Consider the following 17290-nt stretch of genomic DNA (forward strand, 5'->3'; position numbering starts at 1 on the left):
TGGCGCGTCCTTCGCGGCCGGCTTTCGTGGCAGTACGGCGCAGCGGAGATGGTTGCCGGAGCGAGTGCGGGAGTTCGGATCGACGTGCGGTCTCGTCCGTCGACCCGTGGGGGTTGCTCACCACCGCTTGGCGCGGCCCCGGGTCCGCACGCACGTCGCGCACGACGGCCTCGAACGCGCGCTCCTCGGCGGTCGATGCGCGGCCGTCGGACGGCTCTTCGGTCGCGGCGTCGCGGGCGTATCGGTAGTCGCTGACGGCGCCGGCCCGATCGGTGGGCGAGCAGGTTGCTCTGGTCGCCAGGCTCGTCGCCGAGAAGGGCGAGTTCGACACCTGGTGGCAACACCACCTGCGCCCGGCGATCGGCACCCCGGACGAACGCGCCTGGCTGCGCGTCGGCGAGCCTCTCGACGCCGCCAACCGCCTGGAGCCGCAGGACATCGCGGCCCTGACCCTGACCGATCCGCGGATCGCGGCGGCGGCCTTCGCCGCCGGCGCCACCGCCGAACCCGGATCCGCCCAGGAGGAACGCCTGGTACGTGCCGTCCTGGACGGACACTGCACGGACGTGGACCTGCGCACGCGCGGCGGATTCGCCCACGACCTCCTGCGCGTGTTGGCCCCCCAACACTTCCTCCACAAGGCCATCGGCCCCGACGGGGCGCTCTATCTCCTGCCGGTGGGGCACGCCGAAAACTGGAGCGGTGGCCGTCAGGGAGCCACGGCACGGCTCGAGGCCCGCGACGGCAGATTCTCCACGTTGCGCAACGCGGCGAAGTTCGGCAAGGGGCAGGCCAACACGACGTCACCGTGGATCGACACCGCGCGAGCCGTCGCCGCCATCTTCGGGCCGTGTTGGCTCGCCGCCGAGATCGCCGTGATCGGCGCCGCCTCCTCACCCACCGAATACGTCACCGGCGGGGGCATCACCACGGGCTCCCAGCCCTTCGGGCCCGATGCCGACTACGGGCGGCTCGTGGAAAGCCTGCGCAGGGCCCACGGCTTCGACACAGGCCCCTGGTGGGCCGAGCAGTTCGATCGACACGGCGATCCGCTGTCTCGGGCGACCTGGATCCTGGCCCTGCTCACCATCGCAGCCGACCCCGTGGTCACGGCCAACATCGCCCGGCTCGACGAAGCGGTTCGCGCGCAGCCCGCCGACTCGCTCCGGGCACTGATCGCAAGTTCCGGCCGGATCGGAGCGTCCTCCCTCTCACACCGCCTGGACCCGGCCACTCTCGGTGCGGCCGTCGGACTGTCCACCCCGACCCTGCTTCTCCTCGCCCACCATCTGGAGCCGCTTCCCGATCCCCTGGCCCCACTCACGCCAAACGACCTGGCGGACATGGCCCCCTACGGGGCGGCGGCCTGGCCTGCGCTGAACGCGCTGGCGGCCAGGACGTCCACCGGACCGGACGATGAGATCCTCGACGCCTTGAGAGCCCACGGACCGGACGGCCGAACGCTCCTGGACAGCCACGCCATGACAGAACAGGCCGCCACCAAAATCATCGGCAGTCCCTTCGACTATCCGCTGGAGTGGGTCTTGCTGGCCGAATGGACCCTCGGGGGGGGCTCCGCAAGAGCACCTGGCCGAAGTCGCGGACACACAAGGCTGGTTCAGCCGCTGACGCCCCGGAGGCTCCTTCCTTCCGTGGATCCTTCCGCTCTTCGCGTGCCCACGCGGCGACGTCGGCACTCGCGCCCTTCGGCTCCTCACCGCGCGCGCCCCGTGCGGGGGGCGGGGGAACGTCGATGCGCGGGGCATCCTCGATCCCCCGGGGCGGCGGGACGTGGCCTCGACGTCGTCGGGGCGGGACGGGCGCGGGGAACGTGCCGTCGATGTCCCCCGGTCGCCGAACCACCGCCCGGAATCGCGCCTCGGCCGGACCACGCCGACGTCTCGGGGGACCACCGGCCATTCGGGGAGCCGACGAATGCGCGCACCCGGTCGGCGTGTTCATGTGACGCCACGCGGTGGGATGCTCGTTGTGTCCGTCGTGGTGGCCCCGGTGTCTCCCCGTCGCCGGCCCGGCGGCGTTCGGGTGTCGACTGTGTGCGGCGCGGCGTGCCGGTGGGCTTGTGCGGGTGGTTCGACACTCGGCGCGGTGGGGGCGGGTGTGTGTGCGGCACGGCCGGTGGGGCCCGGGCCTCTCTTCTTTCGTCTCGGTCTCGACTGCGGACATGACGCCCCGGCCCACACCACTGCCGGAACACCGACCTGCGGCCCCGGCATCGCATCATCGCAAGGAGTACACTCCTTAGAAGTGTGGTCCTAAGGAGAAGCATGCAGAAGCCGGAGCACGTGTTCGATCGCGCGATGGAATGGCGGGCGCTGGTGTCGTTCGCGACCCGAGCTTCGCCTCATGCGTTGTTGGGGGTGGTCAGCGGGCGTCGGCGGATGGGGAAGACGTATCTGCTTCGGGCGTTGACGGAGCAGTGCGGTGGGTTCTACTTCGGCGCGACGACGGCGACGGCGGGTGAGTCCCTGCGGCAGTTCGGCGCCGCGCTCGCCGAGCACACCGGGGCGCCGGCGCCGTTCTCCTTCGCCACGTGGGACGACGCGGTCACCTTCCTGTTCGGTCTTGCCGATCCGGCCCGGGGAGAGGGTTCGCAGGTGATCGTCCTCGACGAATTTCCGTACCTGGCGAAGGTGGCGCCGGAGCTGCCGTCGCTGCTGCAGCGCGAGATCGACCGGTTCCAGACCCGGCCCAGCCGGATGCGGCTGCTGTTGTGCGGGTCGGCGATGTCGGTGATGGGCGGTCTGCTGGCGGGTTCGGCGCCTTTGCGCGGGCGGGCGCAACTGGAGCTGGTGGTGCGGCCGTTCGACTACCGTGCCGCCGCCGCGTTCTGGGAAGTCGCCGACCAGCCGGAACTGGCGGTGAGGCTGGGGGCGGTCCTGGGCGGAACGCCGGCGTACCGGCGGCAGTTCCTCGCCGACGATGTCCCCGGCACGCCGGCGGACTTCGACGACTGGGTGTGCCGTGCGGTGATGTCCCCGCTCAGCCCGTTGTTTCGGGAAGCGCGGTATCTGCTGGCCGAGGAGACCGACATCCGCGACACCTCGCTCTACCACTCCGTCCTGGCCGCGGTCGCGGAGGGCAATCACACCCGCGGCGGGATCGCCGGGTTCATCGGGCGCAAGGCGGTGGACATCTCCCACCCGCTCAACGTGCTCGAGGACGCCCACCTCCTCACCCGTGACATGGACGTCTTCCGGCAGGGCAAGTCCAGGTACCGCATCGTCGAACCCCTCATCACCTTCTACGAGGCGATCATGCGCCCCGCCTGGGGGCGCCTGGAACTCGGCCAGGCCGATCGGGTCTGGGCCGCTTCCCGAGAACGCTTCGCGGCCCAAGTGGCCGGCCCCCACTTCGAGGCCCTGTGCCGCGATCACCTCCTCGGTCCCGGCGCCGACCTCGCCGGCGCGCCCCTGGGGCACGTCGGCGCCGGAGTGGTCACCGACCCCTCCTCCCGCACCTCCGTCGAGATCGACGCGGCAGTCGTCGAGGCCGGCACCGGCGCCCACCCGTCCAGGATCGCGCTGCTCGGCGAAGTCAAATGGGGAACCACGATCGGGCTGCCCCACCTCGCACGCCTCACCCGTGCCCGCGACGTCCTCGCCGGCCGCGGACTGGAAACCGCCGGATGCGTCCTCGCGTGCTTCAGCGCCACAGGCTTCACCGACCACCTCCGCCACGAAGCCGACGCCCGCGACGACGTCCGCCTGATCGGCCTCGACGAGTTGTACGCCTGACCCCGACCCGGCCGAACCAGCCGTTGCGGACCCGGTCGCAACAGGCACCCGACGCCGTGTGCGGCGTTGCGGTGCGATCCCGTGCGGGGTGTTCCCCACGTCGTCCGGCGAAGCACAACGTGATCGGCGTCCGAACCACGATCACCTTCGACGCCGACACGACCCGCACGACAGTCCTCGCGTGTTCCACCCCCACGAACGCGACGAACGCGCGACCCCACCGCCGAGGTCCCCCCGACGTACGGACCGAAGGAGCGTGGGACCTGTCGCCCCGGACAGACGTCATGCCGACCGAGCGCATGGTCGCCGGCCGCCCCCGCGTCCTCGCCGCCCCCGACCACCCGGCATGCCTCGTCCGAATGCAACCCCGCGCCGGCCGACCGGGTACCGCCACCATCCCCGCGTCCCGGGCCGCCCCGGCCGGACGACCTCGCCGCCCGAACGTTCACACGGCCGCGACCGCCGACCGAAGCGATCGGCGACCCGATCGAGGTCCTCCCCCGCGTCCTTCACGCCCGGTGGCACCCACGGTGAGGCGGCGGAGCCAGTGGGTGTGGTCGTGGTCGCCGCGGGTCAGGAACGGGCCCCGGGCGCGCATGCCCGTCCGAGGAGTTCACGGCCGGCGACGGCGTCCGGCCGGCGGACGCGAATGACGTGCAGATGGAAGGTGATCCCGGCCCGGATGCGGAAATCGCCCCTGGCCACGGTGTCGTCGACGTGCCGCACGTCCTTGGTGGCGACGATTTCCCACAGGTGGTGGAACAGCCGCAGGGTGCGCGGAAGTCGGGCCGAGCCCAGCCGGGTGAGCTCGTGCCGGGTCAGGACCCGGGAGGCCGGCGCCGGCGCCGGGACGCGTTCACACCCGGCACCGCACAGGACCAGGGCCGCGGTGGCCGTGGGCGCACCCCACAACAGGCGCAGGTGGTCGAGCATGACCGGGACCAGGCGTTGGCATCGTCGAGGAAGAACACCCCAGGCTGTTGGAGCGCCTCGGTCAGGGCCCGGTCGCAGGATTGCGCCTGGTGTGTGGGCGCCACGGACGGCAGGTCCAACGCGGTGACCAGGGCTGCCCGTAGGTACGGCAGGGTCGCCTGGACGGGGCGAGGGCCCGCCACACCGGAACCCGCGACGGCAACAGACCCAACGCGCGTTCCACCGCGACCGTCTTCCCCCGGCCGGAGTCCCCGAACACGCACAACACGCCCTGTGCGGCCGCGACATGCCCCACCACCTCGACCATCGCGGCGACCCGGGACGGTGGCGTGCCGGGCGCGCGTCGGGGGTGTACAGGCGCGCCCGGGAAACCACGGCGGGAACGGCGGCGTCGGGGGCGGTGTCCGCGGACGCGGGTTCGGGTGCCCGGTCGTCGAAGAATTCCTCCACCCGCAGATCGGCCGGTGCGCGGTCGTAGTGACTGGAGGGTGTGCCGGTTCGGGATCGAGGGGCGACCTCCAGCAGTCGGCCGGCGCGTACGTCATCACGGACCGCGCGATGCAGCGTGCTCGACGACGGCACCAAGGCGGCGTCCCACGCGGCGAGCGTGCCCGCCGCCCGACGCTCCGGCATCGACCGGCGCAGGCCGGCTACGTTGCCACCCAGACGGGCGAGTTCGGCCCACAACGCGTCGGAAAGGGTGAAGCCGTTCGTCCGGAGGCGTGCTTCGAGACACCCTCCGCGTGCCTCACGCAGCCACCACCCGCATCGTCCGTTCGGACACCCCGGCCGCTTCGGCGATGATCCGGCGCGTGCGTGCCGGTCACCGTCCCGGAGGCGTCGATGTCGAGCAGACGCCGTACCGCCCATGGGCGCGGCACCACAACGGCCCCGGGGCCCGGAGAAGAGGCGTTCCTGCGTGCGTCGGCCATATCCCGAGCACACCCCCGCTCGCGGGTACGTGACACAGGAACGGCCAACCAACCGACAACGCCGGATGTGTGTGGTAGACGGCCCGCAACACTCCCCAGATCAACACATGGCAGCCGGCAACAGCCCTCCCACCACACCGAAAGACCCCCGGAACAGCCCGGATACCCCTACATGACAATGCCGACCAACACACCACCACCACACCACCCACCCACACACGCGATGAGGGCTAGCCACAGACCACCTGCGAACTATCGGCATCTCGCCCATCGGGACCAAAATCGTGGCCGGCGCTGGTTACGCCACACCCGCAGAACATTCGCCGCAGCCACGGTGTCGGGGTGTTCGGGCCCGAGCAACCGCTCGACGCCAGCGACGACCTGCTCCAACAGGGCGACGGCCCCGCCGATACGACCCGCCTGCTGATAAGAGTCGACCAGGTTGGCGGGCGCGGCAATCGTGTGAGGGTGCTCGGGCCCGAGCAACCGCTCGCGGTCGGCGGCGACCTGCTCCTCGATCACCAGCGCCTCGCCCATACGACCCGCCACCCGATAGGAGACCGCCAGTTTGCCGCGCGCGTTGAGCGTGACGCGGTGCTCGGGCCCGAACAACCGCTCGCAGTCGGCGGCGACCTGCTCCGACAGGTCAACAGCCTCGCCGATACGACCCACCACCCATCGATCGTCAGGAAAGGGTGACCCGAGGTTCTGAGCGTTGGGGGTTGTTGAAGGAGTTCTTGAAAACTCCCGGGGTCGATTTCGGGCGTTCGTCGGGAACTTCAGAAAACGCTGGATTCTGAGACCACAATGCCCCTGTGGACACCACACCCGACACCGCGAGCATCGAGGACCCCCTCACCGCCTGGCCGCGCACCCTCAGCGACATCCGCATCGGCTACGCCCGGGTCAGCACCGGCGGACAACGACTCGACCGACAACTCGACGCGCTCACCGCGGCCGGATGCCGCAGGATCTTCGCGGACAAGAAGTCGGGAAAGAACGCGCTGCGGCCCGAGCTCAAGGCCTGCCACGCCTTCCTCGCCCCCGGCGACACCCTGATCGTCCCCGCCCTGGACCGCTACGGACGCTCCCTGCGCAACCTGATCACCATGGTCGGCGACCTGCGGACGCGCGAGATCGGGTTCCACTCCCTGCACGAACGCCTCGACACCACCACACCGGGCGGCCGCCTCGTCTTCCACGTCTTCGCCGCACTTGCCGAGTTCATCCGGGAGCTGATCGTCCAGGGCACGAACGAGGGCCTGGCCGCCGCGCGAGCGCGGGGCCGGGTCGGCGGACGGCCCACCGTCGTCACCCCCGAACTGCTGCGGGCCGCGCGGGACATGCTGCCCAACCCGGAGAACAGCGTCCAGGCCATCGCGAAGCTGCTCGGGGTGAGTCCGGGGACGTTGTACAACCACATACCCGATCTCCGCGAACTCCGCGCCGCACGCCGCCCGCAACGACCGGCGCCGGTCGCATGACGCCGCCCCCCCTGATACTGACACTTCCCCCGTGGCCGCACTGCGCCCAGGGGGCGAGCGCAACCGACCCGATCGGCTGCCTGGGCATCCACGTCGCCGGACACACTCGCTGCCTGACCCACCTCGACCCCACCGACCGGACCGCGTACCTCGCGACCCTGACCCACGGCTCCGACGTCGATCACCGCGGCACCCCCTTTGACCAGCCTCTGCTGACCGCACTCCTCCACGCGCTCCGAGACCCCACCACCGGCCGCCCGCGCCTTGGCCTCACCCGGTTCGACGGCGCGACGTTCTTCGCCGACGCCTGGTTCAACGAAGCGACCTTCTCCGCCGAGACCCGGTTCGACGGCGCGACGTTCTTCGCCGACGCCTGGTTCAACGAAGCGACCTTCTCCGCCGAGACCCGGTTCGACGGCGCCACCTTCTCCACCAACGCCTGGTTCAACAAAGCAACCTTCTCCGCCGGCATCCAGTTCGACGGCGCCACCTTCTCCACCAACGCCTGGTTCAACAAAGCAACCTTCTCCGCCGGCATCCAGTTCGACGGGGCTACCTTCTCCGGCCCTGCCTGGTTCAACAGGGCAACGTTCACAGCCAACACCTGGTTCACCGGCGCCACCTTCTCCGCCAACGCCTGGTTCAACGAAGCGACCTTCTCCGCCGAGACCCGGTTCAGCAGAGCAACCTTCTCCGCCGACGCTCAGTTCGGTAAGGCGACCTTCTCCGCCGAGACCTGGTTCAACAGGGTGATCTTTTCGGCAGACGCCCGGTTCGACTGCGCCATCTTCTCCACCAACGCCTGGTTCAACAGAGCAACGTTCCACTCCGCTGCGACACTGGGCCCTCTCGTGTGCGTGGGGATTCTCGGTCTGTCCGGAGTGGTGTTCGGTGCCCCGATGGTGATCGAGGCCGCCGCCGCACGCGTCAGATGCACGCGAACCCGATGGGACGCAACCGCGACCCTGCGGCTGCGGCACGCGGCTCTCGACCTGACCGATGCGGTCGTCACCCAACCCCTCGCCGTCACCGCCCACCCCACCGCCTTCGACAACCCCGACGGCGGCGGTGTCGTGGACGAGTCAGCTCTGACAGGGGGCACCGGGGTACGGGTGGTCTCCCTGCGTGGCGTCGATGCCGCACACCTGGTCCTGACCGACACCGACCTCACCCGGTGCGTGTTCACCGGCGCCTTCCACCTCGACCAACTCCGCCTCACCGGCCACACCCTCTTCGCCAACACCCCAACCGGCACCCACTGGCGCCTCGGGGTGCCGTGGCGGTGGACCCGCCGCCGGGTCCTGGCCGAGGAACACCACTGGCGCGCCACCCGCACCCCACCCACCAACCCGACCACGCCGACCAACCGCGAATGGACCCCCGGCCCCCACCACCCCGACCCCGACCACACCCCCGGACCCGACGACCTCGCCCCCGTCTACCGCGACCTGCGCAAAGCCTTCGAAGACGGCAAGAACGAACCCGACGCCGCCGACTTCTACTACGCCGAGACCGAGATGCGCCGCAAGGACCGCGAACGGCCCCGCGCCGAACGCGGACTCCTCACCGCCTACTGGGCCCTGTCCGGCTACGGCCTCCGTGCCTCCCGCGCCCTCACCTGGCTGCTCCTCGCCATGACCGCCACCATCCTCTCGATGATGCTCTGGGGACTCCCCACCGACGACCCCAAACCCCACACCGTCGGAATCCAGGCGCAACCCGGCCAACGCGTCGACCTCGTCACCGACAACCCCGACCCGGTCCTGACCGGCTCGCCCCATGAGCGGCTAAGCGGCAAGCGCGCCGAGAAGGCGACCCGGGTGGTCCTGAACTCCGTAGTCTTCCGCTCCAGCGGCCAGAACCTCACCACTGCGGGCACCTACATCGAGATGACGTCCCGCTTCCTCGAACCCGTCCTCCTCGCCCTCGCCGTCCTCGCAATCCGAGGACGCGTCAAACGCTGAACTCACTGACATTTGATCGTGGCGAAAGGTGCTGTCACTTTCAGGCTCTGGCACTGATCTTGGATGCTGTTGGCGATCTTCTGTGGGTCAGTGATTCCGGGGATCGCGAGCTCGTCGCAGAGTCGTTGGAAACGGCTGGGAGCTCTGGGTGTTCGGGTGGGCATCGTGCCTGGTGGTAGGCATCCGCTGAGCCGGGCGATGTTGGTGCCGGCGGCGGCGAGAACGTGTTGGACATGGGTCTTGGCAATGCCGCGGTAGCGGCAGTTGCGCATCCCGTGGGCCCGGACGGTCTCGGAGACGGTCGCCTCACAGCCGGCCCGCATCGCGTACCGCCGCCGCCATTCCGGGGTCTGCTGATCCCGGCGGACCCGACTCTGGATCTCGTGCAGAGGCCGGGGCATCAGGGTCGGATGTCGACCACGGCCGCCGGTGTTGCCGGTGCACCGGAGCCGGTCCTCGCAGGCTCTGCAGGCGGCCTTGGGGAACAGGACGGAGAATCGGGGCTGTTGATCCCCGAGGGTGGGCTTCCACGGTGGGCTGGTGACCCCACGTGGGCAGGTCGCGGTGCGACTGTCCCAGTCGAAGGTGAAATCCTCTTTGGCGAAGCCGGGTCGGTCGGAAGCGCGCGGATCGACCCGGACCGGCCCGGTCGGGTCGATGCCGTGCGTGGCGGCTGCGTGCCGGATCGTCTCCGCGCTGACGTAGCCGGCGTCGACCAGGTGCTCGTGCGGGGCCAATCGACGGGCGACGAGAGCCGCGTGGATGCCGTCGAGTGCTTCGATGTCCTGTTCCGGAGCGGGCGCCGTGGCGACGTGCACGATCACGTTCGGCCCGCCGGTGTCGCAGGTCTCGGTCAGGTGGACGCGGTAGCCGACCCAGGCGGCCTTGCCGGCCTTGTGGCAGAACCGGGCCTCGGGATCGTGCGGCGTGACGACCTCCATCGTCGACCAGGGCACCCGCGCCGATTCGGGGTCGGGTGAGCCGTCGGCGGCCGGGGCGGAGGCGGCCCTGCGAGGCCGGTCCCGGCGACTGGCCCGGTCCTTGGTGTCCTTCGGGCCCCGCCAACGCAGCCGGCCGGCCGCGTCGTACCAATACTGCTGCACCCAGACCTGCCGCAGGACCTGCATCGATGGCAGGGCCCGCAGCCTCGGCGAAGCATCCGGCGCGTGTGCCGCGCGCAGAAGCAACATGCCGTCCGCGCCGACCTGTTCGACGTAGGCGTCCAACTCGGCCCTGCTCTTCGGCAGCCGGTCGTAGCGGACCGACCGTCCGTAACGCTCCGCCCACCCCGGCACGATCAGCGGTGCGAGCCATGTCTCGTCGGCCGCCGCCAGCGCCTCCAACGCGCACCGCAGCGTCTCGCCGACCAACTCGGCCCGGTTGAGCCGGCGCACCGCGGCCAACACGTGCGTGGAGTCGGTCCGCTGCCGCCCACCACCTCTGACCAGCCCGGCCGCCACCAGGCGCTCCACGAATACGGCCGGCAGCCGGTCGGCACGATCGCCTTCCGCGACACGGTTCCGGAACTCGGACAGCACCGAGTAGTCGAACCCGGGATCGTCCAACTCCAAACCCAGCGCGTACTTCCAGTCGATCCTGCAACGAACCGACTCGGCCGCCTGCCGGTCCGTCAGGTTCTCGGCGAACTGCAACACCGAGACCAGCGCCAGGCGCGCGGGCGAGATCCCGCGTCGTCCGTCCGACGGATACCAGTCTGCGAAGTCCTCGTCCGTGAACAACTCGGAGAGCCGGTCCCGCACCCACATCGCCGTGGTGCCATGCGGGTTGGCGGCCCGCGCAACCTCCAACGTCCGCACCGGGATCCCGGCCCCCGAATTGGAACCCATCGACATGGCCACTCCCCTCGCTGCGGCTCACTCCTTCCCAGCCAAGCAGCCCATGCGCGAACAGTCAGCCTGGCGAACGAAAGCGAATACTCGGCAAGATCACCAACAGCATCCCGAATGTGAGACAGAGCCGAGTCCTTGATAGTCCCCCGGCGCATGCGCTACGTCGGGAGGCCGACGGCGCGTTCGCCGTTGCGGCGTTGTTGGATGACGACGGCGACGACGAGGAGCGCCCCTTGGGCGACGTTTTGCCAGAAGGAGTTGACTCCGACGACGTTGAGGCCGTTGTCCAGGGCGCCGAGGAGGAAGACGGCGAGGAGTGTGCCGCCGATGCCGCCCTTGCCGCCCTGGAGGGCGCAGCCGCCGAGTGCGGCGGCGGTGATGGCCTTGAGTTCGAGGCCTTCGCTGCCGGATGTGGGTTGTCCGGAGCCGGTGCGGGCGGTGAGGATGACGCCGGCGATCGCGGCGACGACGCCGGCGAGGGCGTAGACGGCTACGAGGTATTTGTTGATGTTGATGCCGGCGAGGCGGGCGGCGGTGTCGTTGCCGCCGATGGCGTAGATGTTGCGGCCGATGTCGGTGTACTTGAGGAGGACGTGCACGGCGGCGGCGACCAGGAGCAGGGTCCAGATCTGGACGGAGAGGCCGAGGATCTTGCCGCGGGCGAGGAAGATGAAGAAGTCGTTGCCCAGGACGTAGCCCTGTGCGCGGCCGCCGGCGAGCAGTTGGGCGATGCCCTTGTATGCGGCGAGGGTGGCGAGGGTGGCGATGACGGGGTTGACCCGTCCGTAGACGATGACGATGCCGTTGACGACACCCGCTGCGATCCCGACTCCGATCGCGGCGAGGATGCCGACGGCGGCGTTGCCGCCGGCGGAGGTGAATGCCATGGCGCTGACGACGGAGGCTATGCCGGCCTGGGAGCCGACGGAGATGTCGAGGGCTCCGCAGATGATGACGACGGTCTGGACGACGGCGAGGAGGCCGGTCACCGCGACGGTGTCGCCGATCACGGTCATGTTGGCGGTGGTGAGGTAACCGTCGTCGAGCCAGGTGAAGATGCCGACGACGGCGATCAGTGCGGCGATGAGACTGGTGTTCTGCGCGCCGATGGCCGAGGTGACGCGGCGGGGCATGGCGCGGGCGGGCTTGGTGGTGGTGGCGGTGGTGGACATCGGTGGCGGTGCCTGCCTGGTCGTGGTGGCTAGGACGGGTGTCCTGGGGTCGGTTTGGCGAGATCGTGGGCCATGGCGAGGGCGAGAATGTTCTCCTCGCTTGCGGCGGCGCGGTCGAGTTCGCCGGTCACCCGCCCGTTCTGCATGACGACGATCCGGTCGGCGAGGCCGAGGACCTCGGGGAGTTCGGAGGAGATGACGAGGATCGCGACGCCGGATCCGGCCAGTTCGTCGATCAGGCGGTAGATCTCCGCCTTCGCGCCGACGTCGATGCCGCGGGTGGGCTCGTCCAGGATCAGGAGCTTGGGACGACGGGCCAGCCAGCGGGCGAGGACGACCTTTTGTTGGTTGCCGCCGGACAGCTTGCGGACCTCGTGGTCGATGGACGGCGTCCGTACGCCGAGTTGCTCGACGAACTGCTCGGCGAGTTCTCGTTCGCGTCGCGAGCTGACGAACCGGTGGCGTCGCAGTCGGTCGAGGACGGCGATGCCGATGTTGTAGCGAACCGAGCCGGTCATGAACAGCGCCTGGGCCTTGCGTTCCTCGGGGGCGTAGCCGATGCCGGCCCGCACCGCGTCCCGGGGCATGCGCAGCCGAAGTTTTCGGCCGTCGACGCGCACCTCGCCGGAGCGGATCGGCAGGTCCCCCACGAGGGCGGCGGCCAGTTCGGAGCGGCCGGCGCCGACCAGACCGGCCAGGGCGACGACCTCGCCCTCGTGTACCTCCAGGCGCACGTTCGACACGTGGTCGGAGGTCAGGTCGCGGACGTCCAGGACGACGCGGTCGCGCGCGTTGCGTTTGCGGGCGAACATCGCGGACAGGTCGCGCCCGACCATGAGTCGCACGACCTCGCCCTCGCCGGTCCGCGCCGCGTCGCGGATGCCGGCCAGTGCCCCGTCGCGCAGTACCGCGATGCGGTCGGCGAGCCGGAAGATCTCCTGCATCCGGTGGGAGACGTAGATGATGGCGAGCCCTCGGTCACGGAGCCTGCGGATGAGGCCGAAGAGCGCTTCCACCTCGTGATCGGACAGGGACGAGGTCGGTTCGTCGAAGGCCAGGACGGTGGCCTCGGTGGTCAGCGCGCGCAGGATCTCCACGAGTTGGCACTGTGCGGGCGAGAGCCGGGAGCCGAGCGTCTGCGGGGCGATGGCGTGCGCGAATCCCAGGCGCTCGAGGTCGGAGCGCATGCGCCGGTACAGTTCCTCCCGGTCCAGGAGTCGGCCGTTCCTGCGCGGCAACGCGCCGATGTACACGTTCTCCGCGACGCTGACGTGCGGGACGATCTCCGGTTCCTGCGCGATCACCCGGATCCCGTGCCTGCGCGCGTCGGCCGGACTGTGCAGGTCGTGGGGTGTTCCGTTGATGAGGACACGTCCTCGGCTGGGACGGTGGTCGCCGTTGATGATCCTGATCAGAGTGGACTTGCCGGCGCCGTTCTCCCCCATCAGGGCGGTGACGGTGCCGCGGGGGAAGTCGAGGGTGATGCCGCGCAGGGCGTGGACCCCGGCGAACTCCTTGTGGATGTTCTCGACCGTGAGCGCGGGGGTTTCGAAGGGTGGGCTATTCGTCATGGCTGGCCTTGAGGCGTTTCGGGGGCGCGACGACGTCGGAAGGCCTCGGTCGCGACTCGCACCGGTCGGTGCTGTCGAAGGCGACGCCCTTCAGGTCGTTGCCGCCGTGCGAGGGTTCGATCAGCTGCACTTGAGGCCGGACTGTTGCCAGTTCGAGGGGTCGACCATCTTGGTGGTCGCGAACGCCTCGGGAGGGAAGGGCTTGCCGTTCTTGAGGCGGTCGACCATCGTCTGCACGGCGAGACCACCGACCTCGTAGCCGTTGATGAACAGCGCGGCCTTCATGCCGCTCGGCTTGCCGGAGCCCCAGTCCTTGCAGGCCAGGTAGCCGCCCAGGCCCACTCCCACGACGTCGGCCGCCCCGTAGCCGCCGTTCTGCAGCGCGGTGACCGCGCCGCTGACGTTCTCGTCGTTGCAGCCCCACACGATCCAGTGCTTGACCGACCGGTTGCCGCTCATCGTGGCCGCGGTCTTGTTCTGGGCGTCGGGCGGGGTGTTGTCGGTGCCGACCTTGAGCAGCTTGACGTCCGCACCCGTCGCCCGCTTGAACGCCTCGTGTGCCGCGTTGACACGGTCCGAGCAGACCGTCACGTCCTGCTTCCACGCGGCGATGATCGCGGTGTCCTGCGGAGCCCAACCCGCCTTCCTGAACTCCTCGGCGGCCCGGTCACCGACCTGGGTGCCCATCTGAGCCCCGCTGAAGCCGACACGCGGCACCAGCTGATCAGGGGAACACTTGGTCGGATCGGCACCGTTCACACAGATCTGGTCATCCGACGCCAACAGCGCCGCACCGCCACCCTTCGCGATATCCACCACCTGCGGCCCCACCGCCGGGTCGGGCACGACCACGATCACGCCGTTCGTCTTCTGGGCGACGGCCGCCTGAACCTCGCTGACCGCCTTGTTGGTGTCGTTGCCGAGATTGACCACCTTCAGATCGACACCCAACTCCTTCGCCTTCGCCTTCGCCCCGTCCGCCTCGTCGACGAAGTACTGCTGGTCCCCCTGCTTCTGCAGATACGCGATCTTGACATTCCCCGACACGGGAGCCGGTTCGCCCGTGACCGCCCCGGACCCGCCGTCGTCCTTGCCCGACGAACACGCGCCGAGGGCCACGGTGAAAGCGAGTGCCGTCGCCACCGCGGCTCCGTTTCGGATACGTCTGCGCGTCATGGTCGATCTCCAAATGGATGAGGAAGCTTTGATCTGTCATATTTAGATGTATCTGCTCATGATTTGAGCTATATGTCCAGAGGTTTCAACATTAAGCAACAAGGCTTGTTCCATATCACCCACGCCGTGATTCGAGACCGGCAAGCAGGCGCCGCCGCAAGGTGATTCGCAGACGCGGCAGGTGACAGATCGTCCGAACGCGGTACGTTGGAACGTGTTGGTTGCTGTGGTGTACAGCGAGAGGGTCGATCATGCTGGCAGGTCAGCGACAAAGCGCGATCCTGGAGATGATCGCCGGGTCGGGGTCCGTCAGGGTCGCGACTTTGGTCGAGGAGTTCGGTGTCTCGGACATGACCGTCCGGCGAGACTTGGAGACGCTGGCCAGGCGTGGTCTGATCGCCAAGGTGCACGGTGGTGCGACCCTGGTGGACGGCGGGTCGACCGAGGAACCGGGGTTCGTCACCAAATCCGGTCGGCAAGCCGCGGAGAAGGAAGCGATCGCGCGGCACGCCGCGACGATGGTCGCCCCCGGCAGCGCGATAGCGTTGTCCGCGGGGACGACGACCTGGACACTGGCCCGGCATCTGGTGGGGGTTCCCGGGCTCACCGTGGTTACCAACTCGATTCCGGTATCCGACGTCTTCCATCAATTCGGTCGTCCGGATCAGACCGTGGTGGTGGTCGGCGGCGTGCGCACCCCGTCGAATGCCCTGGTGGGGCCGGTCGCGGTCGCGGCCCTGCAAACGCTCAACGTCGACATGCTCGTCCTGGGAGTCCACGGCATGAGCCCGAGGGTCGGCTTCACCACCCCGAACCTGTTGGAGGCCGAGACCGACCTCGCGCTCGTGCGCGCCGCCCGCCGCCTCGTGGTGGTGGCCGACCACACAAAGTGGGGCCTGATAGGGATCAGCACCATCGCTCGGCTCGAGGACGCGGGAACGCTGATCGTCGACTCGGGTCTGTCCCGGGAAGCACGCGAGGAACTGTCCGAGCACATCGACAACCTCGTCGTGGTCGAGCCCAGCGCCTCCGGCAACTGAGGAGAGCCCCGACGCCCACGGCGCGCAGCGCGTCGTTCTCGTCGGACAACCCTTCCAGGCCGTCCAGGGCCGCCGTCCGGCGTCCGCCCCGCGACTCGGCGCCGTCCCGCCGATCGCGCGGCGACCCCGGGCGCCGGCGCTGCCGAGGACAATCCCATGCATGTCCGCGACCTCCTCTCGATGGTCAAGCGCCGACGGCGGACTGGGTGTGGAGGGCGGGCGGCGCGTCGGCGATGCGGGTCTCCCGCAGCGCGCGTGCCGCGGCTTCGGGAGCCACGTCGTTGACGAAGACGCCCATGCCGGACTCGGACCCCGCCAGGAACTTCAGACGCTCCGCCGCCCGTCGAGTGGAGAACAGTTCCAGGCGCAGCCACGACAACGCTCGGTCCTCCTCTCCTCGCACCGGCGCCTGATGCCAGCCGGACACGTACGGCATCTTCACGCCGAACACGGCGTCCAGGCGCCGCAGCACCTCCAGGTACACCGCGCGAAAGTCGACACGCTCCTCGACGTCGAGCGCGGGCAGGTCCGGTACCTGTCGATTCGGATACAGGTGGATCTCCATCGGCCACCGTGCGGCCGCGGGAACGAACGCGGTCCAATACGGTGTTTGCGCGATCAGGCGTACGCGCGCACGCTGCTCGGCCGCGAGAATGTCCGCGAACAGGTTTCCGCCGGTCCGTTCGCGGTGGGCGCGCGCGGAGGCCAGGACCCGCTTCGTTCTGGGGGTCACGAAGGGGTATCCGTAGATCTGCCCGTGCGGGTGGTTCAGCGTCACCCCGATCTCGGGGCCGCGGTTCTCGAACACGAAAACCTGCTCGACGTCGGGCAGGCGGGACAAGTCCGCGGTGCGGTCCGTCCAGGCGTCCAGGACCGTCCCCACGCGCCGTGGCGTGAGGTCCGCGAACGACGCGTCGTGGTCGGCCGTGAAGCACACCACCTCGCACCGCCCCACGCCGGGACGGCGAGGGAACATCGGCTCGGCTTCGGAGACCGGGCCGGAGGGAATCGCCGACGACAACGACGGGAATCGGTTGTCGAAGACGACCACGTCGTACTCCGCTGCGGGAACCTCGGTCGCCCGGGCCTCGGTGGACGGACACAGGGGGCACTCGTCGCCCGGCGGCATGTGGGTGCGCACCTGGCGGTGTTCCGCCACCACCACCCATTCGTCCGACAACGGGTCGTAGCGCAGTTCGGATGCCGGCTCGGGGGGTGGGAGAGTGCGCCGATCCCGGGGGAACGACGGTCGTTCGGTGCCCTCGTCGAAGTAGTAGTGCAGCGCGCGGCCGTCGGCCAGGCGAGTCGTGGCGCCTTGCACGCCATCCATCCCCTGCGCCGGTGCGGACCGGACGTTGCGCGGGCCGTCCACCTGCCCGAGATCTTTCATGAGCAACTCCGGCGAAAGATGGG

Annotated in this window: 12 protein-coding genes; 5 read left to right on the forward strand and 7 right to left on the reverse strand. The window is 69.6% G+C overall.

Going from position 1 to position 17290, the window contains the following annotated elements; genetic code table 11:
* Positions 1 to 272: 272 nt before the first annotated feature.
* Together OG948_RS00320 and OG948_RS00325 are read left to right on the forward strand one after the other, a co-directional pair.
* Entirely contained in the window at positions 273 to 2186 is a 1914-nt protein-coding gene (locus OG948_RS00320; protein WP_406292789.1) for a hypothetical protein, read from the forward strand.
* Positions 2187 to 2285: 99 nt separating this feature from the next.
* The gene (locus OG948_RS00325) at positions 2286 to 3755 is read left to right on the forward strand and encodes an ATP-binding protein (protein WP_395874343.1); all 1470 of its coding nucleotides are present in this window, start codon (positions 2286 to 2288) and stop codon (positions 3753 to 3755) included.
* A gap of 573 nt (positions 3756 to 4328) precedes the next feature.
* Here OG948_RS00325 and OG948_RS00330 read toward each other — a convergent pair.
* Together OG948_RS00330 and OG948_RS00335 are read right to left on the reverse strand one after the other, a co-directional pair.
* Positions 4329 to 4688 carry a hypothetical protein gene (locus tag OG948_RS00330; RefSeq protein WP_406292791.1) on the reverse strand — a complete coding sequence of 120 codons (360 nt, stop codon included), beginning with the start codon at positions 4686 to 4688 and terminating at the stop codon, positions 4329 to 4331.
* 1184 nt (positions 4689 to 5872) lie between these two features.
* Positions 5873 to 6295, reverse strand: a complete 423-nt coding sequence (locus OG948_RS00335; protein ID WP_406292793.1) for a tetratricopeptide repeat protein — start codon at positions 6293 to 6295, stop codon at positions 5873 to 5875.
* 167 nt (positions 6296 to 6462) lie between these two features.
* Between OG948_RS00335 and OG948_RS00340 the strand changes: the two genes are divergently transcribed.
* Both OG948_RS00340 and OG948_RS00345 read left to right on the forward strand, forming a co-directional pair.
* On the forward strand, positions 6463 to 7104 hold the full coding sequence (locus tag OG948_RS00340; RefSeq protein ID WP_406300155.1) for a recombinase family protein: 642 nt from the start codon (positions 6463 to 6465) through the stop codon (positions 7102 to 7104).
* A complete protein-coding gene (locus OG948_RS00345; RefSeq protein ID WP_406292794.1) occupies positions 7101 to 9068 on the forward strand; it encodes a pentapeptide repeat-containing protein in 1968 nt (655 codons plus the stop codon). The genes OG948_RS00340 and OG948_RS00345 overlap by 4 nt, the downstream gene beginning before the upstream one ends.
* A 2-nt stretch (positions 9069 to 9070) precedes the next feature.
* Here the strand turns inward: OG948_RS00345 and OG948_RS00350 are convergent, their stop codons facing one another.
* The 4 genes from OG948_RS00350 to OG948_RS00365 form a co-directional block, all read right to left on the reverse strand.
* Positions 9071 to 10915, reverse strand: a complete 1845-nt coding sequence (locus OG948_RS00350; RefSeq protein WP_406292796.1) for an IS1182 family transposase — start codon at positions 10913 to 10915, stop codon at positions 9071 to 9073.
* A 161-nt stretch (positions 10916 to 11076) separates the two neighbouring features.
* A complete protein-coding gene (locus tag OG948_RS00355) occupies positions 11077 to 12090 on the reverse strand; it encodes an ABC transporter permease (protein ID WP_406292798.1) in 1014 nt (337 codons plus the stop codon).
* Between the two features lie 29 nt (positions 12091 to 12119).
* On the reverse strand, positions 12120 to 13661 hold the full coding sequence (locus OG948_RS00360; protein ID WP_406292799.1) for a sugar ABC transporter ATP-binding protein: 1542 nt from the start codon (positions 13659 to 13661) through the stop codon (positions 12120 to 12122).
* Between the two features lie 120 nt (positions 13662 to 13781).
* On the reverse strand, positions 13782 to 14837 hold the full coding sequence (locus OG948_RS00365; protein WP_406292800.1) for a substrate-binding domain-containing protein: 1056 nt from the start codon (positions 14835 to 14837) through the stop codon (positions 13782 to 13784).
* A gap of 251 nt (positions 14838 to 15088) precedes the next feature.
* Between OG948_RS00365 and OG948_RS00370 the strand changes: the two genes are divergently transcribed.
* Positions 15089 to 15877 carry a DeoR/GlpR family DNA-binding transcription regulator gene (locus OG948_RS00370; RefSeq protein WP_406292802.1) on the forward strand — a complete coding sequence of 263 codons (789 nt, stop codon included), beginning with the start codon at positions 15089 to 15091 and terminating at the stop codon, positions 15875 to 15877.
* A gap of 184 nt (positions 15878 to 16061) precedes the next feature.
* On the opposite strand, the gene galT is transcribed toward OG948_RS00370, so the two are convergent.
* Positions 16062 to 17198 (reverse strand): galactose-1-phosphate uridylyltransferase, encoded by a 1137-nt coding sequence (gene galT / locus OG948_RS00375; protein WP_406300156.1) that lies wholly within the window; start codon positions 17196 to 17198, stop codon positions 16062 to 16064.
* Positions 17199 to 17290: the final 92 nt, after the last annotated feature.

Origin of the sequence: Embleya sp. NBC_00888, from assembly GCF_045207655.1 — a bacterium.
In the GTDB taxonomy this organism is placed as follows: Bacteria; Actinomycetota; Actinomycetes; order Streptomycetales; family Streptomycetaceae; genus Embleya.